The 18821-nt window shown below is 34.8% G+C and carries 25 protein-coding genes and 2 tRNA genes; 17 read left to right on the forward strand and 10 right to left on the reverse strand.

Annotation, left to right across the window (positions count from 1 at the left end; translation table 11 throughout):
- Nucleotides 1-897 precede the first annotated feature (897 nt).
- Entirely contained in the window at nt 898-1464 is a 567-nt protein-coding gene (locus tag ACN6NE_RS30600; RefSeq protein ID WP_474329322.1) for a DUF3967 domain-containing protein, read from the forward strand.
- 449 nt (nt 1465-1913) lie between these two features.
- Here ACN6NE_RS30600 and ACN6NE_RS30605 read toward each other — a convergent pair whose 3' ends face one another.
- The 4 genes from ACN6NE_RS30605 to ACN6NE_RS30620 form a co-directional block, all read right to left on the reverse strand.
- Complete coding sequence (locus ACN6NE_RS30605; RefSeq protein ID WP_474329324.1) at nt 1914-2612, reverse strand: Rep protein; 699 nt, start codon at nt 2610-2612, stop codon at nt 1914-1916.
- 224 nt (nt 2613-2836) lie between these two features.
- Nucleotides 2837-2980, reverse strand: coding sequence for a hypothetical protein (locus ACN6NE_RS30610; protein WP_474329326.1), 144 nt, complete (start codon nt 2978-2980; stop codon nt 2837-2839).
- Entirely contained in the window at nt 2964-4181 is a 1218-nt protein-coding gene (locus ACN6NE_RS30615) for a relaxase/mobilization nuclease domain-containing protein (RefSeq protein ID WP_474329328.1), read from the reverse strand. Before ACN6NE_RS30615 ends, ACN6NE_RS30610 begins: the two co-directional genes overlap by 17 nt.
- On the reverse strand, nt 4163-4516 hold the full coding sequence (locus ACN6NE_RS30620; RefSeq protein ID WP_098315321.1) for a plasmid mobilization protein: 354 nt from the start codon (nt 4514-4516) through the stop codon (nt 4163-4165). The genes ACN6NE_RS30615 and ACN6NE_RS30620 overlap by 19 nt, the downstream gene beginning before the upstream one ends.
- An 807-nt stretch (nt 4517-5323) precedes the next feature.
- On the opposite strand from ACN6NE_RS30620, the gene ACN6NE_RS30625 reads away from it, so the two are divergent.
- Together ACN6NE_RS30625 and ACN6NE_RS30630 are read left to right on the forward strand one after the other, a co-directional pair.
- Nucleotides 5324-5569, forward strand: coding sequence for a hypothetical protein (locus ACN6NE_RS30625; RefSeq protein ID WP_474329331.1), 246 nt, complete (start codon nt 5324-5326; stop codon nt 5567-5569).
- Nucleotides 5570-5673: 104 nt separating this feature from the next.
- On the forward strand, nt 5674-6306 hold the full coding sequence (locus tag ACN6NE_RS30630; RefSeq protein ID WP_474329333.1) for a CAP domain-containing protein: 633 nt from the start codon (nt 5674-5676) through the stop codon (nt 6304-6306).
- Between the two features lie 219 nt (nt 6307-6525).
- Here the strand turns inward: ACN6NE_RS30630 and ACN6NE_RS30635 are convergent, their stop codons facing one another.
- From ACN6NE_RS30635 to ACN6NE_RS30650, 4 genes are all read right to left on the reverse strand, one after another.
- Entirely contained in the window at nt 6526-6678 is a 153-nt protein-coding gene (locus ACN6NE_RS30635; protein WP_474329335.1) for a hypothetical protein, read from the reverse strand.
- Between the two features lie 4 nt (nt 6679-6682).
- Nucleotides 6683-7354 carry a DUF6944 family repetitive protein gene (locus tag ACN6NE_RS30640; RefSeq protein WP_474329337.1) on the reverse strand — a complete coding sequence of 224 codons (672 nt, stop codon included), beginning with the start codon at nt 7352-7354 and terminating at the stop codon, nt 6683-6685.
- A gap of 948 nt (nt 7355-8302) precedes the next feature.
- Entirely contained in the window at nt 8303-8521 is a 219-nt protein-coding gene (locus ACN6NE_RS30645) for a hypothetical protein (RefSeq protein ID WP_474329339.1), read from the reverse strand.
- 14 nt (nt 8522-8535) lie between these two features.
- Nucleotides 8536-8805 (reverse strand): glutaredoxin family protein, encoded by a 270-nt coding sequence (locus tag ACN6NE_RS30650; protein WP_230932276.1) that lies wholly within the window; start codon nt 8803-8805, stop codon nt 8536-8538.
- A gap of 173 nt (nt 8806-8978) precedes the next feature.
- On the opposite strand from ACN6NE_RS30650, the gene ACN6NE_RS30655 reads away from it, so the two are divergent.
- The 10 genes from ACN6NE_RS30655 to ACN6NE_RS30700 all read left to right on the forward strand — a co-directional run bounded on the left by ACN6NE_RS30655 (nt 8979) and on the right by ACN6NE_RS30700 (nt 13801).
- Nucleotides 8979-9752, forward strand: a complete 774-nt coding sequence (locus tag ACN6NE_RS30655; protein ID WP_474329341.1) for a hypothetical protein — start codon at nt 8979-8981, stop codon at nt 9750-9752.
- 116 nt (nt 9753-9868) lie between these two features.
- Nucleotides 9869-10099: a hypothetical protein gene (locus ACN6NE_RS30660; protein ID WP_230932278.1), complete on the forward strand. Its 231-nt coding sequence runs from the start codon at nt 9869-9871 to the stop codon at nt 10097-10099.
- A 110-nt stretch (nt 10100-10209) separates the two neighbouring features.
- A complete protein-coding gene (locus tag ACN6NE_RS30665) occupies nt 10210-10758 on the forward strand; it encodes an N-acetylmuramoyl-L-alanine amidase (RefSeq protein WP_474329343.1) in 549 nt (182 codons plus the stop codon).
- Between the two features lie 223 nt (nt 10759-10981).
- Nucleotides 10982-11056: transfer RNA gene (locus tag ACN6NE_RS30670), tRNA-Cys, on the forward strand.
- 96 nt (nt 11057-11152) lie between these two features.
- On the forward strand, nt 11153-11809 hold the full coding sequence (locus ACN6NE_RS30675) for a hypothetical protein (RefSeq protein ID WP_474329345.1): 657 nt from the start codon (nt 11153-11155) through the stop codon (nt 11807-11809).
- Nucleotides 11810-11852: 43 nt separating this feature from the next.
- Nucleotides 11853-11926 (forward strand) — tRNA-Cys (locus ACN6NE_RS30680).
- Nucleotides 11927-12013: 87 nt separating this feature from the next.
- Nucleotides 12014-12694, forward strand: coding sequence for a hypothetical protein (locus tag ACN6NE_RS30685; protein ID WP_474329347.1), 681 nt, complete (start codon nt 12014-12016; stop codon nt 12692-12694).
- Nucleotides 12695-12853: 159 nt separating this feature from the next.
- Nucleotides 12854-13066, forward strand: coding sequence for a helix-turn-helix transcriptional regulator (locus tag ACN6NE_RS30690; protein ID WP_474329349.1), 213 nt, complete (start codon nt 12854-12856; stop codon nt 13064-13066).
- A complete protein-coding gene (locus tag ACN6NE_RS30695; protein ID WP_474329351.1) occupies nt 13063-13470 on the forward strand; it encodes a hypothetical protein in 408 nt (135 codons plus the stop codon). Before ACN6NE_RS30690 ends, ACN6NE_RS30695 begins: the two co-directional genes overlap by 4 nt.
- Nucleotides 13471-13489: 19 nt before the next feature.
- Nucleotides 13490-13801 (forward strand): hypothetical protein, encoded by a 312-nt coding sequence (locus ACN6NE_RS30700; RefSeq protein ID WP_474329353.1) that lies wholly within the window; start codon nt 13490-13492, stop codon nt 13799-13801.
- 42 nt (nt 13802-13843) lie between these two features.
- Here ACN6NE_RS30700 and ACN6NE_RS30705 read toward each other — a convergent pair whose 3' ends face one another.
- Both ACN6NE_RS30705 and ACN6NE_RS30710 read right to left on the reverse strand, forming a co-directional pair.
- Entirely contained in the window at nt 13844-13996 is a 153-nt protein-coding gene (locus tag ACN6NE_RS30705; RefSeq protein WP_474329354.1) for a YvrJ family protein, read from the reverse strand.
- A gap of 14 nt (nt 13997-14010) precedes the next feature.
- The gene (locus ACN6NE_RS30710; protein ID WP_474329356.1) at nt 14011-14904 is read right to left on the reverse strand and encodes a S8 family peptidase; all 894 of its coding nucleotides are present in this window, start codon (nt 14902-14904) and stop codon (nt 14011-14013) included.
- A 194-nt stretch (nt 14905-15098) separates the two neighbouring features.
- Between ACN6NE_RS30710 and ACN6NE_RS30715 the strand changes: the two genes are divergently transcribed.
- From ACN6NE_RS30715 to ACN6NE_RS30730, 4 genes are all read left to right on the forward strand, one after another.
- The gene (locus ACN6NE_RS30715) at nt 15099-15743 is read left to right on the forward strand and encodes a sigma-70 family RNA polymerase sigma factor (protein WP_474329358.1); all 645 of its coding nucleotides are present in this window, start codon (nt 15099-15101) and stop codon (nt 15741-15743) included.
- Between the two features lie 82 nt (nt 15744-15825).
- Entirely contained in the window at nt 15826-16056 is a 231-nt protein-coding gene (locus tag ACN6NE_RS30720; protein WP_230932261.1) for a hypothetical protein, read from the forward strand.
- A 215-nt stretch (nt 16057-16271) separates the two neighbouring features.
- A complete protein-coding gene (locus ACN6NE_RS30725; protein ID WP_474329361.1) occupies nt 16272-16901 on the forward strand; it encodes a recombinase family protein in 630 nt (209 codons plus the stop codon).
- Between the two features lie 431 nt (nt 16902-17332).
- Nucleotides 17333-18685 carry a hypothetical protein gene (locus ACN6NE_RS30730; RefSeq protein ID WP_474329363.1) on the forward strand — a complete coding sequence of 451 codons (1353 nt, stop codon included), beginning with the start codon at nt 17333-17335 and terminating at the stop codon, nt 18683-18685.
- Nucleotides 18686-18821: the final 136 nt, after the last annotated feature.

Consider the following 18821-nt stretch of genomic DNA (forward strand, 5'->3'; position numbering starts at 1 on the left):
AGATGCCTGAAGGGCGTCCTCTACTGCAACCTTATCAGAAAGAAAGCTGTCCTCCCTGGCAGCTTTCTTTCTGATTTTGTTAATGAATATGATATACAACCTTAGTTAACATAATGTCTCTTTCCGGAACACACATCAAAAAAGAACCCTTGTCGCAGAACGGTTCCGCCGAGGGTTCTTTTTCCGGAGTATGCAGCTTTTTATACATCCTTGATATGACTACGTTCTTCGGACAGCTGAAGGAAACGAGAATGTATAAAAAGCGCACCTTTTATACATATGCTCAAACAGTAAAATGTAGTATTTATGGTAAAAATGTGCTATTATTTAAACGAATTGATTTTTTACACTTTCATAGGTGTAATCCCTTAAAAAGCAACCTTGTTTTCCAATGCCTGAGGTTGCTTTTTATTTTGTTAAAAACATTAATCATCTTTAGATATATCTTTTTTATAAAAGAAAAAGATATAAACTGTAGTTTCCATTCTGTACAAGCTTCATACACTGTAATATACGACAAATATAGAAAGAAGTGTATGATCTTATGTTAGGTAATTCTAGGGCATTAAAGATTCATGTTTTAACGAGCACATTGGATAAATATGAAGAACGATTGCGTGACTTTCTTCAAAATAACAATTTTGAGATTATAGATATTAAAATTTGTAATGTTGGTCTTGATATTTCGGTTTTAATTATTTATAGAGATCTAGTACAGCATCCCTTCAACTTTAAAAAAAGTCTTTGATACTTGTTTCGTACTTATTAAATTTGATAAGTATGAAACAAGTATTAAAATTGTTCTTATCATTTCTCCCTAATGAATTCTAAAGATTTTTAAATCAAGATGGTGTTATACTGGTTATAACCCTAAATAAATCGGAGGTTATAACTAATATGTACATGGAATTCTATGAAAAAGTAGATGGATTAGCAAGAGCTATTGGAGTTACTACTTCAACTGCTAAGAAATATTATTTACTTTTTGAAGAGCATGGTTATAACTTTAAACGTAATCAACAAGGACAACTCTTGTTTTCACAAGATGATATAAATTTATTTAAAGAATTAATGCTTTTAAAAAATGAAAAAGGCATGACTGTTCCGAAGGTTGTAAAGGAAATTGTAAAAGATAAAGTTATAACTGACACAACTGATATAACTGACATAACTGTTACAACAGAAGATATAACGGTTATAACCAAGCAAGTCACAACCGTTATGACTGAGTTAGACGAATTAAAACAGCTAGTAAAAAATCAAAATGAAATTATAAAAAAACAGCAAGAAGACTTCAAAAAACAATTTTTAAAACAAGAAGCATACATAAAAGATAGTCTAGAACAAAGAGATAAGACATTAATTACAACATTAAGAGAGATGCAAGAATCACAAAAGGAGATAGCTTCCAGTTTGTTAGAAGAAAAAAACAAGAAGAAATGGTGGCAAATATGGTTACGTTGAACTACTCACATTAATTGGGTAGTTTTTTTGTATGTTGCATTTTTGAAACAGCAGCAATTTCTAATTACTTGGCCGTCTTAAGACGGTATATTAGCCTTTAGGCTTAATGTTAAAAAGAAATAAAAAAATAGTTAATATATATCGAATTCGATATATATTAACTATTTCGTAGTTGTCATTTTTGATAACTACGAAATAGTTTTTAAACGAAAAAAGTATAAAAAGAACCTTGCAATTCTATAAGCGAATTGCTAATAAATAATAGTGATAATAGAGAGAAACTTAAAAAAACGCCTTGAAGCCTTGATATGACTGGGTTTGTTGGACTTTTAGGGGTGTCATGTTTTCGTGACACTTTGACCCCTTTTTGTCATGTTTTCGTGACACCTAAATATTTCCAATGAAATGAAAAGACCGTACCAAAATTGATACGGCCTAAATAGTCTTATTCAAAAAAATCTAACTGGTAAATTTACTTTTTTGCCATTCTGATCTTTAAGTTTTTTTAAAGAATGCTGGAATAACCTCATTGTTAATTTATCTAACTTAACTTCATTTTTTCTTGGAGCACAAATCATAATATAAGGATTCACGATCCATGTTCTAGGACTCACAGAACGACCGTTTTCTGTTACTTGTCCTGCACCTTCAGGATTCAATAGAATCTCTTTTTCTTTTAAACTGTTCATAATTACAGATGTATTTTGCCTTGATTTCCCAATTATTTCTGCAATATCGGAAACAGTCGCAGCCTTAGGAAGTTCAAAATCATCCTCTATCAAATTTTTTCTTTTTTTCTTAAACTTATCTTCTCTACAGATAATTACATTACTCTTAAACTCTAGATAAGCCTGAATTTTAAATAAAAAGCTTTCTTCTGCTTGAGTTAAATAGTTAATTTGATTTAGCAAATCTAAATTTCTATGCATGGTTTGATTAAACGGCTCCCCTGCAAAAATATCCTTTTCTTTACCTATAAAGTGTTTTTCACCTGTAATTTCTTCCATTAAGTCTAATAATGATCTTTGAATATCAGAAACCTCTTCTGATGAATATGAAGTCTGTTTTAGATCTTTTAACCTTGCCTTTCTTTCCGCTTCAGCAAGTTTTTTTTCCAAATTTACAATATTATTTTTATTCTTTTCCAAACTAATTCCTCTCCTTATATGGCAGGAATCAGCCCCTTATGATAGAATATGTACATAAATATGTATATAAGGGACCCATTCCCTTTCTGTTTTTGAGAAACCGCCAAGCCGGCCAAAGCATGGGCGGTTTTTCTCATTTATACTACATTCAACACTATCAATAATTCCCCTCTTTTTCTACTCTTTTCGCAGTTTTTCAACTAATTTTGTAAGAGCTTAATCTATTATCCTAAACTAATACCAAATAACCCAAAGAACCACTTGAACAAGAAAAACACGGGTACCATAAAGACAGCTGCACCAGCTCCATATTTCACCCAATCTAACCATCCATTAAACGCCACACCCAATTTAGCGTTCGATATCATAGTCTTGCTGTTTTTTTCGACCTCGCTGAGTTCCGCCTTCGCTGTCTCGCTCAAGCTGTCGAACTTGCTCCCCAGGTTGTTGTTGATCTTCTCTAGCTCGTCCTTGATCACTTGATTGTTTGTTTGGAACTTGTTGCTCAGAAACTCCTGATTCTTTTTCATGTCGCTTTGTAGCACTCTGATGGCCGTCTTCATCTCGGCCAAAGTTTCGTCTGTATACTGCTTGTGTGTGACGATGTCGTTCTCTAATTTGCTGAGCAACGTCATCGAAGTCAATTCCATCTCCCTCTGTACGTCTTGGCTCGTCTGTTTGATCTCCTTGAGCTCTTGTTCGATCATCATCTCTTTGTTCATGTTTTCTTTCAGGAATGTCGAGAGATAGCCCTCTGTTGCTCTGAGACGCAAGATCATCTCCTGGTATAACCGTTGTGACTGTTGTAACTCCTCTTTCTGCTGAATCTGCTGCTGCTCTTTCTCTTGTAACTTGTCTTTCAAAGCCATCTAAAATCGTCTCCTTTTCATACGCCAGCCCTAACTTGCTGCCACGTACTTTTTTATTCGATTCTAAGTGTTCATACGTGATGTTTTTACCTCTCAAAGTAGCTTGAACGCCTTGGACTTTCAAACGTTCCTGAAAGTCTTCAAAACTAGTCGCATCTTCTTTTGAAGAGTCAATGGCCATCCGAATTTCATCTTTCCAACTCGTTTCACCTTTTTTAAGCAATGACTGTTCAGCTAACGTATAGCGCACATCGGCCGAGCGCTCTTCTACAATGGACAAGCCATGTTCTTTACATAGCTCATCGCTCACGTTACGAAAACGGTCAATGGCATCTTGGCCATGAGCATGAAACTTTCGACCGTCCTCATAGTTCACAGCATTAATCACAATGTGGTTATGGATGTGATCCTTGTCTGTATGCGTATAGACGGCTACCTCGTGACCTTTCGCCAACTTCTCAGCCAGTTGTAATCCAATTTCATTGGCCTGCTGGGGATCTACCTCATCCGGCTTAAATGATTGAATCACATGGTGGGCTTGTATGCCGCCGTTTTTGCCCCATATTTCCCTTGTAGCCTTAAATTGGTTCCGAACATAGTCCACATCGCAATCAAGCGAATTTGATACCTCAGCGCGCTTCTCAGCGTACTTCAGTAACGCATTGGCATTTTTCGTCGTACTCAGCTTAATTGTTGCCATGCTGCAGCCAATCCCTTTTTAATTTCGTCGAGATTGTATACCAATCTCTCAAGCTCCTGTTCACTCAATTGCTCAATATCTCGTGCGTTGCACCATTTCGCAATCTGGTTCACATTGGTACCCACGGCGCGCAATTCCTTCGCAATTGCCAGAGCACCCTCACGATTGATCTTCGGCTGCCTTACACGGGTACCCTGTGCCTTTGCTTTCACAAAGGCAGGCACCGTCATTCCTACGTTATCCGCCATCAGCGATAGCCGTTCAAATTCCTCTTCAGTGACACGGAACTTCACCTGTTTAGGCTCGTTCCTACGCTCGCCTTTCGTCTCGCTCATACCTTTATTCCTCCTTATGTTCACCTACTGAGCGTGGTGAACTTGGTGTAAAATTCCAGCTGTATGCTTCCATAATACACCAAACAGTAGGAATAAGGCAAGCTCTACAATTGGTACCCAATTGAGCTTGGTTATGCTAGGCATAACAATCCCCCCAGCCCCCTTTTCAAGGGGGAGCAAAACCGCGGACGCCGTCCACACCTGCCAAAGGAAAGCTCCTTTGGAATGGCTTCTACAAACACCCCCAACCCCCTCAAAACTTTGAGGGGGCTCCCTGGCCGGTTGGCGTCAAACAAACGTGGTTGTTTGAGTGCCAAGAGGGTTTGGGTGTAGTGACATTGTCAATTCCTTAATGCTCCCTACGGTCCGCTTACCATTGACAATGCAGCTTATCTCCCCCTTTGTTTTGGGGTGAGAGGCTGGTTTCTTATGTTTTTAATGTGTTGCTCATCTTGGAGTAAGATGAACACTTCTGAACGGCCGAGCAGGCGGTTCGGCAGGTATACTTGCTTAAACAAGCCGATTCCCATATCCTTCGTTTTGGGTATGTCGGCTTGGCGAAAGATCCAAACCTGCCGAAAGTGTTTATACAAGGAGAAAAGAGTGGAGATTTTTTAAGTGTTTTTCTTAAAAAATACAACTCGTACCTTGTATAAATACTAGCAAATATTGAGTGAGATCAATCTTTATCTCAGTAGATGAGCTTTTTGGAATTTTAAAATGCTTGTCCTATATTAGGACAAGCATACAAACATCTTATTTATTGGTGAATAAAATATATAGAAATCAAAGAAAGAGGTGATTAACATGGAAAAATATAACTGCCGTTACAATAGTAAAGAAGATAAATATTATTTGGACAAGTCATATCCTCAAAAAAAATCAAAAGACTATTATAAAAACAAAAAAAATAAGAAAAACCGAGAAATACAAACCTCATCCACGCAACAAAACCTTTTACCTTCTACACCCCCATTGTCTACTAAACTTTCACCACCTAATTTTTCACCGCCGTCTACACTTATACCGCCTATTAATCCTCCTAATTTATAGTTTTTTGAACAAATATGTATTTATGACAATAGATGAACGGACAAGCATAAATAGCTTTTTTATAAAAGTATAGGGAATTTTAATCGAAAGGAGCAGGATAATTATTGATTATTACATCTTATGAACCACAACTTATAAATCTTATAAATCAAGCAAGACGAGCACAAGGATTATCTCCATTACAGACTGATAGTCAATTAACTCAGTTGGCTAGAACTAAAGCACAAGACATGTCTCAATATCAAACACCTACACACTATAGTCCTACACTTGGAGGAACTGAGATTGATCAACTAAACAATGCTAATATTTCATATGAAGAAGCAGGTGCAAATATATTTTGGGGGAATGGTAAACAATTTACACCTGAAGAAGCTGTTACATGGTGGATGAATAGTCCTGGACATAGGGCAAACATCTTAAATCCTAATTTTACTCATATTGGTGTTGGATACGATTACTCACCTAATGCACCAACTCAAAATAGTTTCTCAATGATTGCAATACGTAAAACACGACCCCAAAATGGTTGGGTGCAAGAAAATGGAAAATGGTACTATTATGTTAATGGCACTTTCCAGACAGGATGGGTGCAAATTGGTCCCAGCTACTACTATTTCGATAATACTGGAGCTTTTACAGGATGGGCATGGTATCAAGGAACTTGGTACTACTGGAATGGTTCATGGTGGCGTTGGAACGGTACGTCATGGGAATCCGGGAGACCGCCAGCATAACTGATACAATCTTTGAGCAAACTACCCAAGACTCCATGAGGCATCGACAAGATTTCATATTATCAGTAGAAAACAGCTATCTTCTAAGAAGATAGCTGTTTTCTTTTTAGGCTGTATACAATATATATTTGTAGTTAACATAATCACAATTATAAGAACAAATAACCGTTAGAAATCATCATTCTAACGGTTATTTGTTCTTATTTAGAAAATGAAAATTTACTGTTTTTGAATATTTGCTGTTGAAGAATTTGTATTATTATCTTTATCTTTTAGGTGATTATTCTTATCTATTTTACGTTTTATATTAATGTTTCCATCTTTACTGCAATAGTTAATGTCCATATTAAAAATATTTATTTGATATGACATTCTCTTATCTCCTCCTATTTTCTTGTCTCGGATTATCTTGTTCATCATCACTGTCTTCAGAACCATTTTCTTCATTTTCATTGCTTTGTTCTTCACTCTCTTCTTGAATCTGCCCAATTAATGAAATAATGGATCCAATCGCCTGAATCCAACTTCCTACAACATCTAATGACCATATATCAGTATACTTTTCTTTTTTTTCAGATGTTTCCTTATTCTCTACATAACTGGCTTTCAATTCATTTATACCACTTAAAGCTTGCAATGAATTCCCTATAACCTGAAGTAAATTTCCAACAATATTATAGATTTCATTTATATTTGATGTATCTTGAAATTCATCCCCTAAAGCAGTAGCTCCGCCTAAAGCTTGAATCCAATTTCCACTAATAATTAGTTTCTGTTGTGCTGTATCTTTAAAATCTATGACAAGCCCAGAAATCACGGTCACGTTACCAATAGATTGAAGTTCATTCCCAACCTTTTCAAGATTTTCTTCTCCCTGTCCATCAGCTTCAAGGGCGTTTCCTACAGCCTGCAGTTCATTACCAATTAAATTTAAATCTCTTCTAAAACTTGGTCCTAATGAACGAAAGGGGGTACTGCCTACAGCAGCTGTGACCGTTCCAATAGCTGCTAACCAAGCACCGAAGATTTCTTTTAACTGATTATCCATAATGATCTATCCTGTCGTTAAAGACATACTTTCCGATAATAAAAAGAAACCATTAGAATCTAAAATCCAATGGGTACTTTTTAGAAAACAAAATATAAGGATTCGAGGGTTAAAATAACTTAATAGTTAGAGCAAGGTATAAGCCTATATTATTGTATTCATTAATAATCATATAGGTAACTTGCCTATACGAATAAAACTTCATTTTTTGAGCAAACTACTCAAGATGCCTGAAGGGCGTCCTCTACTGCAACCTTATCAGAAAGAAAGCTGTCCTCCCTGGCAGCTTTCTTTCTGATTTTGTTAATGAATATGATATACAACCTTAGTTAACATAATGTCTCTTTCCGGAACACACATCAAAAAAGAACCCTTGTCGCAGAACGGTTCCGCCGAGGGTTCTTTTTCCGGAGTATGCAGCTTTTTATACATCCTTGATATAACGGGGTTTATCCCTTAGGCGATTGCGGAGAGAATGTATAAAAAGCGCACGTTTTATACATATGTATTTAAGTTAAAATATAGTATTTATGGAATAAATATGATACTATTTTAATTGTTGTGGTATACATTCTTCGACGAGTGAAAGCCCCAAAAAGCAACCTCTTCTCCAATGCCATCAGAGTTGAGGTTGCTTTTTTTGTATGCTGTCAATTTTAAAAGATTGTTTTCTTTAAACCTAACCAGTTATAAATTTACGCCTAGTTCAACTTAAGTTTAACTAAAGTTATGTATTAATTAAGTATATAAATAATACATAATAAACACATAAAATAATTACAACTTATATTATATTTAGTTAAACTAGGTGTGTGTTTAATACATCTTATAGGTTTTTAAGTTCAACTTAAGTTTAACTATAAGAAGTGAGAGAGAGCGTAAGGAAAAGAGGGGAGTTAGATAAGTTTAACTTAAAATAGAAAAACCTCCTTGGGAGCCAGGGAGGTTTTATTGTTTATCTGAAAAGGAGCAACAACTGCAAAGCTCTACACCGTAGATGCTTTCAATTGATTCCTTTATGCTTTTGAGTTGTTTTGAATAGTTTAAAGCGATGTCTTGATAAATCTCTTTTTCATTCTCACTACAGCAGTCGATACATTGAGAAATTTTCATTAAATCTATTTTTACTTGATTATATTTAGTAACTTTTTCTTCAAGTTTCTTCACCGTCTCAACCTCGTTTACTTTGAAATTACTTCTGACGATAAGATCTTTTCAATTTTCTTAGTTGCAGCAGCTCCTACAATTTGATGCGTTTCATTATTAGCAGTAATGAAGGTTGTTGGAGTGTACTTTAATCCGTGTTTTAAGAACTCTTTTTCGTGTTCTTCATTAGTGACAATATCTTTCTCAGTAAACGTTATATCCTGCTTTTTAAGCCATTTCTTTAATGTTACACAAGCAGGGCAATGCGTCATTGTAAATACTGTAATTTCATAGTTATTTGTCATAATTCATACCTCCGTTTTGTTCTTTCAATAAGTAGTAGAGAAAGGAAAACGAAAAAACTAAAAAGAATAGCAAAAAAAAATAAAAAGTTTTTTTCGCTATTCTTTTTTAGTTTTTAGTGACTTGCTTCTCTACTACCCACGTAAAGCAAAAAAGTACAGAGGAGTGTTTTTAAATGTCAGAAGACATCATTGGTAAGTACGTAACAGATCCAGTAGAAGTAGAAAGAATTGTAGCAGAGGTAAAAGCAAAAGAAGATTATAAAACAATCATCTTAGAATTAGGAAAACAGAGAGAATTTAGTGAAGCTGAATTAGTGGAAACTGAGATTTATGAGTTTGATACTTTAGGTAATGAAAATGAAGTAATTAGTAATAGAACAGTTTCATTGCAAACTTCGGATGGTACAGTAACAGTCGATTTTGTTGAAAATACTAAGGAGGGCGAGCATTTAGAATGGTTTGACGGAACAATTACGAAAACATTCGGTGATGACGAAATGCTCATTGGTCTTCGTGTGTTAGATGGTCTACCTGAAACTGTTTTTATTAGACCAGTAGAACTAGAGGAAGATCCTTCTGAATCAGATGACGAAGAGCTTCCTGTTGAAGAACTTCCGAACGATGAAAATTATACACCTGGTATTTTAGCAGAGGTTGTTGCAGAACAAGGTATTTTTGATTTCTGCTTAAAAAATCAAAACGGTAAAAAATATCATCACTGTGGATTGAAATGCGGAGACGGGAAACACGCTATTGATGGCGGAGGTTCAACGATTAATTCAATTGATAGTTGCTGTAAATCACACGATTCTTGCTACTCTAGTAAAACTAAGAATGCTTGCTGTGACAAAAAGTTAGTTAACTGTGCGTTCAAATACAGAAAGCAAGATTTCTCAACTTACAAAAAAATTAACGCTGTATTTGGTTGGACAATGCCATTTTGTTAATTTCTAAAAGCCTAGCGAAAGCTAGGTTTTTTTATTTTGCATTTTGGAAATATTTATTATGTTTTTTTAAAAATGTATAGTATACTATACAAAAAAAGAGGAGGAATTTATCAAAAATGAAAAAAATACACATTTTTAATATTATAGCAGGAATCATTATTATTGTTTCGATGGGCTTAGTAATTGCAGGAGGGAGTAACAGTTTACCGTACTTTTTAATTGTTTTATTTTTTATCTCTTACCTTATGCAGATTAAAAACTTTGTTAGAATCGCGTGGGTAATGGTTACAAGTATATTGGTAATTTGGTCATTAGGAAGCTTACTACCGCACTTTTTCGCACCTTAATGTAACAAACATAAAAAAAGAACGTTTTAAACGTTCTTTTTTTATGTTTGTTTTAGTTTTTAGCAACTTGCTTCTCTATTACAGGTAGGAAAAATGGAGAGGTGAAGGTTATGAAAAGATTGACGATAGATGCAGGACACGGTGGAGAAGATCCAGGCGCAGTAAGTGATAAATTGAGAGAAAAGGACATTACTTTAAAAATAGCCCTTTATGCTGAAGAGTTCTTACGTAAAAACTTTGAAGTGCTAATTAAGATGACAAGAAGTAATGATGTGTTTGTAAACCTAAATGAGAGAGCTAGAATAGCAAATCGCTTTAAATCAGATTTATTTGTTTCTATCCACGTTAATGCAGCTGCAAATGGAACTGGATTTGAAAGCTATATATATCCTGAAACTAAACAGCAAACAAGAGAATTTCAAAAAGCCTTGCATAGTGAAATAACAGTGACAATAAATAAGTACAGAAATATAAAAGATAGAGGATTGAAAACGGCTCATTACTTAGTATTAAAAAAGACGAGTATGCCTGCTGTTTTAACAGAAAATCTATTTATCGACTTAGATGGTGATCTTCTAAGCAAAGAGAGCTTCCTAAAAGAAGTGGGAGAAGCCCACGGAAGAGGAATTGCAGAGTTCTTACAGCTCCCAAAAATCTAATCAAAAGGTTCGTGCCTACGAGGTACGAACTTTTTTTATTTTTTTTTACAAATTCTTTTTAGTTTTTAGCGACTCCTTTCTCTACTACAGGCATAAGGGCAAGAAGTGGTGAAATGACAGCAAATAAAAGCACTAAAAAAATATTAAAAGTTTTTTTCAAATTTCTTTTAGTTTTCAATGACTTGTTTCTCTACTACAGGTAGAAGGGCAAGAAAATTAAAACGATGGCATAGCCAAGTGGTAAGGCAAAGGTCTGCAAAACCTTTATACTCCGGTTCGAATCCGGATGCCATCTCCATATTACGGCAGTACATCTTTTAAAAGATAAGCATATTCCTCTTGACTGGTTTGAATCCAGGTACTGCCACCAAAATAATATATAGGGGTGTTGTGAATGGCACAATTACAAGTGTTATCAGAAGAAAAACGAGAACTTTTACTTGAAAAATTTCAAGAAGACAATGTTCTTGCAAAAAAATTAGTTAAAAAATTAACTTCTTTCCTTGGATCATATGATCTAGATAATCGCCGTGGATACACGTTTGAACGTGACGGTGTGACAGTTGAATTTGTTATCTTATCTAGTGTGGATAACAAGATACAAGTTACTTATACAAATGCAGATGAAGAAGAAAAGGTTACTGGAAGTGTAGTAGTTGAAACAAACGGAAAGTTTGTTCTTAAAGGATATGAAGTTATTGAAAATGAGGTAGTAAAAACGCGTGAAATGGAAGTAACAGAAGAGTTTTTAACCCCTTCAACAGAGGAAAACTTAGAGCTTCCTGAAACTCGTGAAGAAGTAAAAGAAAGTGCACCTTGTATCTACGGTAACTGGTGTGGACCAGGGTGTTCAGGTCCAGGAGCTCCAATTTCACCAGTAGATAGTTGTTGTAAATCTCACGATAATTGTTACGGTTCTGTTGGCTACTTTGCTTGCTCTTGTGATCGAAAATTACAAGATTGCTTGTGGCCATATACACAACAAGGTAGTGAGTGGGCTATTGCGGTATCTGCTTGGTTTGATCTTCAATGGTGTAATCCATTCAAGTAAAAAAATTAATAGGGGACCCTTAACCGGAGTTCCTCTATTTTATGGTGGGATAGCCAAGTGGTAAGGCAAAGGTCTGCAAAACCTTTATCATCGGTTCGAATCCGATTCTCACCTCCATAATATGGCGGCAAGATTATTAAAGGGCTTTTTCTGGTTCAAATCCAGATGCCGTAAACGAATTTCATAAAGGAGAGGTATATTTCAATGGCTGAATTACAAACTTTATCAGTGGAGGAACAAGAAACTTTACTCGATAACGCTCAAATTGACGCAGTTGTAACAAAACAATTAGTTCAGAAGATGTCTCAATTTGTTGGTGGATATGACCTCAATAACAGAAAAGGTTTTAAATATGAAACTGATAATATTTCAATCCAAACAGTTATTTTAGCAAACACGGAAGACACATTGAACGTTATCTACACTAACCGAAACGGAGAGGAAGAAGTAAAAGGAAGCGTTGTGGTTGAAGCTGACGGTCAAAAAACTTTAATTGGTTATGGGATTATCGAAGGTGAAGTTATAAAAATTTTAGAAACAGAAATCGATGATGCTTTTTTAGAAGAAGTAAAAGAAAGTGAAAATAGAGAGCTACCAGATCCAGAACAAGCTCCTGAGGACGTATATGAGGGTGTTACTGCGGAATTAAAGTGTATTTATGGTAACTGGTGCGGACCAGGATGTTCAGGACCGAAAGCACCTATTAGTAAGGTGGATAGTTGCTGTAAGTCACACGATAAGTGCTATGGTTCCCGTGGATATTTCGCTTGTAGTTGTGATAATCAATTACACATTTGCCTTAACCCTTATGTATGGAAGGGGAGTCAGTGGGCTATTGTTATTGATCAGTGGTTCTATTCTCAACCGTGTAACCCATTTAAATAAGCAATTAGAAAAAGCAAGCCTAGTTAGGTTTGCTTTTTTTATGGAAAATTTTTGTTTATTTTCTTTACAATTGCAGCTTATGTATAGTATTCTATACATAGAAAGTATAGAATACTATACATTCAGCTATTCTAATTGGAATGGGGCGTACTGAATGAAATGAAGATTTACACCACAAATAAGGTTAAACAATACAGGGAAATTGCCGGTTTAACTCAAACGGAGTTAGCAGAGAAGGTTGGTTCAAGCCGACCAACTATAGCTTCCCTTGAAAGAGAAATGTATGAACCAAGTGTTGGTTTGGCTATGCGGTTAGCAAAGACGTTTAATTGTAAGGTTGAAGACTTATTTATAGAGGTGACGAAAGATTGAATTTTCTTTATAACTTTTTAATCAAGATAGCCATTAGCCTTTTATTAATGGAAGCGACTTTTCGTATTTGGAAGATGGAAGCAGGCGATCCAAGTATTTTGTCCTGGGCGTTACCTTTAATCACAATTTTTTGGGTTGTATTAACCATAGTTAATGCAATTCAGATTAAAAAAGGGAAAAAGTGGTTAAAGGAACAGGAAGAAGATGAACGAGATGAAATGATTAAATATAAAGTAGGTTATATAACGTGCTGGTCGAATATGGGCTTCTTGGCATTATTATTTTTCTTTTATGGTTCATTTGGTTACGGAATGTTTAATCCAGTCTATGCATTAGTAACAGTTGTCTTCTTAAATGTCGTAATTTATTACGGTACGAAATCATATTTTTTATATTTTAAATAGAGAAGTGGAGGAATTACAGATGGCAAATAGCAACGTAGAAGTAAAAAAACAAGGCAAGAGTAGTGTACTGGGCGGAATTTCAATAGCTATTGCAATAATTTTAGCTGCACTTGTAATAAATTTCTTAACTGGATTAGTACCTTTAGAAAAAATACAGGGATTGCCTATGATTATGCCTTTACCTCTTGCTCCAATTGGTGCAATACTTGGATTCATAGGTTATCGTATGAACAAAGATAAACTGTCTTTATGGGGAATCATTTTAAATATTGCAATGTTCTTAGTACCTATTGTTTATAACATTGTTGCAACTTTAATTTTTGGGCCTTAATGAAATACAAAGGCATCAGTCAATTTGACCGATGCCTTTTTTTTATTTCTCTTTTTCTGCGACTTGCTTTAATTCAGTAATTGCGGTCGTTAAGACCTCAATCCTTTTTTCAAATCTAATTAAAAGATAAATAGAAATTACGATAGGGAATCCAAAATTTCCGATTGATGCGCTAAACATTTCAAATGGAGTCATAGCCTAGCACCTCCTTATAATTTTAGGACACCATTTCCTTGCGTATTTTTCGTGTAGCCTTTTAATAAAAAGGAATGTGAGACTAGATACTGATAAATAACGTTTTGGGAGATTGGTAACTTTTTAGTTTTGAAATAAGAAAGGATTAATGAAATTGCTCCTGTAATGTGTGGAGTTGCCATAGATGTGCCTGTTAGCTTGATATAAGTGTTTTGTAGGTAGGTAGAGTAAATAGATTCCCCAAGGCTTAGAAAGTCTATATTTTGATTTGTGTTGCTTATACGAGAAGGTATAAGGCTCTTCCCAACGGAACCAACTTGAATGACCTCTTCATAATAACCAGGGTAAAGAATTTCATCGGTTAGTTCAGATCCGTCACCATAATTACCTGCTGCAACAACTACAAAGATGTTTTCCTCTAACGCTTTATCAATTGCTTCCCTTAACTCTGGAACGTCTTGTTTCATTCCTAAAGAAAGGTTCATAACATCAACTTTTTCTCCGTTTTCACCCCTCCAAGCAGTTGCAAAGCGAATGGATCTAATCAAGTTTTCGTGAGTAGAAATACTTGTATGTCCAATAGCTTTAATAATTAGGAGTTTAGCTTTAGGTGCTATTCCAATAGAGTACTGCTTGTTAGTTGCGGCTATAATTCCAGCCACGTGGGTTCCGTGGCCAGTATAATCCGTTGCCACATTAATTTCTCCATTATCATCATTAGTGAAGTTGAATGTTCCAAGGATGTTGTCTTTTAACTCTTCGTGTTCAATATCACAACCTGTATCAATCACAGCAATAACTGTATCTTGTCCGAAAAAACCTCTCTCCCAATAGCTTTTAGCATTTAAAAAGTCTACTCCATCGTTTGTTTTGGTAGCAGCTTTTGCTACAGTTAGTGTATTTCTCATATGGACACCTCCTCATTTGTAATAGAGAAAGGAGTCTGAAAAAACTAAAAAAATTTCCAAAAAAAATAATTTTTTATTTCCTAAAAAGTACTAGATTTTTACTTCAATTTAGGAGATAATAAGAACACTTGTTCTTTAAATATTCCAAATTTCTCTTTTATTACACAAGATTCCCTATAAAAAGGAGCATTTTTATGGCACAATATACTCAATTTACTTCCAACAATAAATGTGATGAAACTAAAGGGAAAAAGCGATTAGTGTACACGCAGAAAATACAAAAGAGACTACCTTTAGTATTAGAAAACCCCGTTATTCAAGAATTTTTAAAAGATGAAAAACACAAAGAAGCGATGCACGCAGCTTTTAAAAACCCTTCTCAAACCGACATCAATTTACTTAATCAAACTTTCAAAACATTTTATAGAATTAATCGAGTAGTTAGATACTGCTCTGTTCTGATCCGTGGACGTTCCCAAGATTTCGATAAGAGAGAACGAAAAAGAAATTTTAAGCAATTACTAGTATTTGATAAAAATGCTTTAGAGGATAATGCGCCCTCTATTAAGACAATTGGAGTTGTACAAGATAGTAATGTAGAAAGCCCTGAATTATCCGTAATTGAAAAGGTAGAGGAAGGAACAGTTATTCCTGTAGTAAACGAGGAATTATATAAGGCAATGCGGGCCTTAACTGATAAGCAACGAAAAATTTTGTATTACCGTTTTGAAAAAATGCTTACAAATAGACAGATTGCTGAAATTTTAGGAGAAACCGAACAAAACATAGGTTATTGGGTTAAAAAAACACTGAAACAATTAAGAGACTCCCTTCAATAAAGGGGCATCGTACACCATAGCATAGGTTATATAACGAATATAAAGATTATGACCATTAACTAATTGAAAAGGGGAAATGTGTATGTCAGTAGAAAACACTCAAAAGCAACAAGAAGTACAAGCTATTATTGATCAGTTGGAATTTAAAATTCTAAAGCACGCTCAACAAACGATATTTAAAAACCGTGAAGAGCTAATGCAAGAGGTTAAGGTATTAATTGTAGAGAAGGCATATGAAATGTTGGATGAAGAGCCTATGGGCTTCTTTGAATTCATAGAGAAAGAAATTTTAAAAGAAGAGATAGTTTTTTAGTTTAGTACACAAAAAGTATATTTTGTGTACTATGAAAATCTTATTAGTGTTATAACGTTCCTTGACAACAGATTCCCATTTTAAGTAAAGGAGAAATAAACTATTTGAATAATTGTATCAATAGGGTTTACCCAGTTGAAAATACGAACCGGCAAGGTTTATAATGCCTCATATAACTTGTCTCAAATAGTGATACTTAAAAAGGAGAGTTTTTAATGAAATATGGTTACATAAGAATTTCGAGTGATGATCAGTCAGAAATTAGACAAAAGAAATCATTAATAGAAGCTGGTGTTTCAGAACACAACATTTATTGCGATGTAATTAGTGGACAGAGTTTCAATCGACCTCAATATAAAAGACTTAAAAAAGCAGCTAAACCAGGCGATACCATTGTCTTTCACGAGCTGGATCGCTTTGGCCGTAATTTTAAGGAAGGTAAAGCAGAAGTAGATTACTTCCAACAGAATAATATAAAGCTTGTCTTTTTGGATATGGAATTTTTAAGTGATATGGCAGACAACAATGATATATTCGTACAATTTATGGGTTACGTGCAAGTAATGACAGCTCTCATAATTGCAGAGAAAGAGCGTGAGCGTATTAAAAAGCGTCAACGTGAAGGTATAGAGCTAGCTAAGGAGAAAGGTAAGTACAAAGGTAGAGTTAAGAAATATCACGAAAATAATGTCTCTATGAATGCAGCCGTTGAAGATTACCATAATCGTAGAGTTTTAAAACTTACAGTCAGCGACATTTGTAAGAAGTATCAAATTAGTAAGGCGGCTCTTTATCGTAGATTAAAGGAATTAAAAGAAGAAAAAGAATTACTAGCATCTGATTAAAGGGATATAAGAGTTTCTACAACATAAAAAAGAGTTGGTTATAAAACCCACTCTTACTAGCATATGTGTTAAAATAAAAATAAGCTAAATTTGTAGAAAATAAAGGAAAAAGCTAGTAATTTGTAGGAATTTTACATACAGTAGTTTTGAAGACAAAAGAAAAGAGACAATGCTGGTAACATCGTCTCTGCTCCCAAAGTTCCTGGTAAGAACTTTGTAATATGTGTGACCCCAACAACAACACCGGCAAAAGTGATAAAGTGGGACAATTAACTGAAATATAAATTTCTATCTCTATAATAACGTTATAGATAATATTTTTCAAGTTAATTAATAAATCCTTTTCGTATATATAAAATAAATTTTAACTGATAAATGTTGTTGGGGCCACACAGTCTTCTATCAAATTTCATAGGAGAGGTGTGGCTTTTTTGGGCTATTTAGCAAGTATACATAAACGCTTTTTAAACACTATTAACGAACGACAAGAGTATTTATTCCTCCCTCCCACAACAGGAGAGAAGGTTACCTCAGATGCAATGTTTGAACAGATTTATAGAAATTTAATGATAGAGAAAAACAGAAGAACATTTCTAACAAACTGGAATGTAACAAAACAATTCAAATGTGAATCTATTGAAAAAGTGCTTCAGAAAAAAGGTGACTTCACATATTTTACACCTGCGGTGTTTTGGCATCACAGGAAACACACAAAAGAGGAGTTAGTATGGCTAACTTGTATCATTTTGGACTTTGATTTTTCAAAGGACGGTACAGAAAGAAGTTATACAAACGATGAACTAGCCGGTATGCTAGTAAACGAATTTGATGCTCCCCCTAACTTTATATGGGACACAGTATCAAATGGCAATAAGCAAGCAGGCTACCTTATTGAACCAATGACAGGCACAATGAACTCTATTTATCTATGGGAAGCAATAGTAAAGAGAATGGCTATTTTAACAGGTGCTGACTTTAACTCCACGGATGCAGTTCATTTGTTCCGTATACCTAAAAAAGCGCTGTATCAATACACCGATGAGGTGTATGACATAGAAGACTTTTCGTTTGTTCTAGAAAACGAAGAAATTAATGAAATGTTAGAAAAGGAAAGAAAACAGTTCAAAAATATCGTTTCATTTACTGAGCGCCAAATATTAAACCATAAATCTATTCAGACGCTTTTAAACGCTGAATTTAGTGGTTCTCGTAATCACGCAGCCTTTACTATTGCTTTGCTTTATTACGCACTAGGAAAAGACGAGGAAGAGGTCAAAGAGCTGTTAAATGGAGATTGGTTTAAGAAAGTTAATGAAGATGCTTCAACACGCTATTTAAGAAGAGAAATTACAGACTCAGTTAAAAGTGCGTACAGTGGAAAGTATTCTGGACCAAGTAAAGAATGGATTTACACGTTAACAGGTGAAGAGTTTCCGTTTAACCTATGGAAATCCAGTTACATAAAGAAAGCAGATAGTGAGCGTAAATATAAAAAAGGTGGATTAGTACGCCAAAAAATTGTTGAATGGGTTCGTAAGAATACAGGGGAAACAATACAACAAAAGGAATTGGCTAAATTACTAGAAGTTCCTTATAGAACGTTACAGCTACAATTAAAGAATCTCAAAGATGAAGGCGTAATTACTTTTGAGACTCAAAAAGGCCGTCATTCAGCAGGGACAAGTTTTACATACATACCTAATAAGACTTTCGAAATTGAATATGACAATAAGCTAAAGAGAGAACTTGAATATTACCCTGAAATTGAAGAGAAAAAGGCTTAAAAAAGCCCGTCTGGTAAGGGTTGCAGCCAATTTTTATAGTTTTTTGAAAAAAACACGTTAAGTTTAGAGAGAAAAAACACTCAAACCCTTGATATGACTGAGTTTTTAAATACGCAAAAATTTGATAACAGTACTC

This window comes from Priestia sp. 53B2 (genome assembly GCF_056099005.1).

Coding starts and splice junctions, on each gene's coding strand:
- ACN6NE_RS30650 (WP_230932276.1), bottom strand. CDS start 8,805: ATGACAAATAACTATGAAATTACAGTATTTACAATGACGCATTGCCCT.
- ACN6NE_RS30625 (WP_474329331.1), top strand. CDS start 5,324: ATGGAAAAATATAACTGCCGTTACAATAGTAAAGAAGATAAATATTAT.
- ACN6NE_RS30640 (WP_474329337.1), bottom strand. CDS start 7,354: ATGGATAATCAGTTAAAAGAAATCTTCGGTGCTTGGTTAGCAGCTATT.
- ACN6NE_RS30635 (WP_474329335.1), bottom strand. CDS start 6,678: ATGTCATATCAAATAAATATTTTTAATATGGACATTAACTATTGCAGT.
- ACN6NE_RS30725 (WP_474329361.1), top strand. CDS start 16,272: ATGAAATATGGTTACATAAGAATTTCGAGTGATGATCAGTCAGAAATT.
- ACN6NE_RS30715 (WP_474329358.1), top strand. CDS start 15,099: ATGGCACAATATACTCAATTTACTTCCAACAATAAATGTGATGAAACT.
- ACN6NE_RS30690 (WP_474329349.1), top strand. CDS start 12,854: ATGAAGATTTACACCACAAATAAGGTTAAACAATACAGGGAAATTGCC.
- ACN6NE_RS30610 (WP_474329326.1), bottom strand. CDS start 2,980: ATGATATCGAACGCTAAATTGGGTGTGGCGTTTAATGGATGGTTAGAT.
- ACN6NE_RS30665 (WP_474329343.1), top strand. CDS start 10,210: ATGAAAAGATTGACGATAGATGCAGGACACGGTGGAGAAGATCCAGGC.
- ACN6NE_RS30655 (WP_474329341.1), top strand. CDS start 8,979: ATGTCAGAAGACATCATTGGTAAGTACGTAACAGATCCAGTAGAAGTA.
- ACN6NE_RS30615 (WP_474329328.1), bottom strand. CDS start 4,181: ATGGCAACAATTAAGCTGAGTACGACGAAAAATGCCAATGCGTTACTG.
- ACN6NE_RS30660 (WP_230932278.1), top strand. CDS start 9,869: ATGAAAAAAATACACATTTTTAATATTATAGCAGGAATCATTATTATT.
- ACN6NE_RS30720 (WP_230932261.1), top strand. CDS start 15,826: ATGTCAGTAGAAAACACTCAAAAGCAACAAGAAGTACAAGCTATTATT.
- ACN6NE_RS30620 (WP_098315321.1), bottom strand. CDS start 4,516: ATGAGCGAGACGAAAGGCGAGCGTAGGAACGAGCCTAAACAGGTGAAG.
- ACN6NE_RS30700 (WP_474329353.1), top strand. CDS start 13,490: ATGGCAAATAGCAACGTAGAAGTAAAAAAACAAGGCAAGAGTAGTGTA.
- ACN6NE_RS30710 (WP_474329356.1), bottom strand. CDS start 14,904: ATGAGAAATACACTAACTGTAGCAAAAGCTGCTACCAAAACAAACGAT.
- ACN6NE_RS30675 (WP_474329345.1), top strand. CDS start 11,153: ATGGCACAATTACAAGTGTTATCAGAAGAAAAACGAGAACTTTTACTT.
- ACN6NE_RS30600 (WP_474329322.1), top strand. CDS start 898: ATGTACATGGAATTCTATGAAAAAGTAGATGGATTAGCAAGAGCTATT.
- ACN6NE_RS30705 (WP_474329354.1), bottom strand. CDS start 13,996: ATGACTCCATTTGAAATGTTTAGCGCATCAATCGGAAATTTTGGATTC.
- ACN6NE_RS30685 (WP_474329347.1), top strand. CDS start 12,014: ATGGCTGAATTACAAACTTTATCAGTGGAGGAACAAGAAACTTTACTC.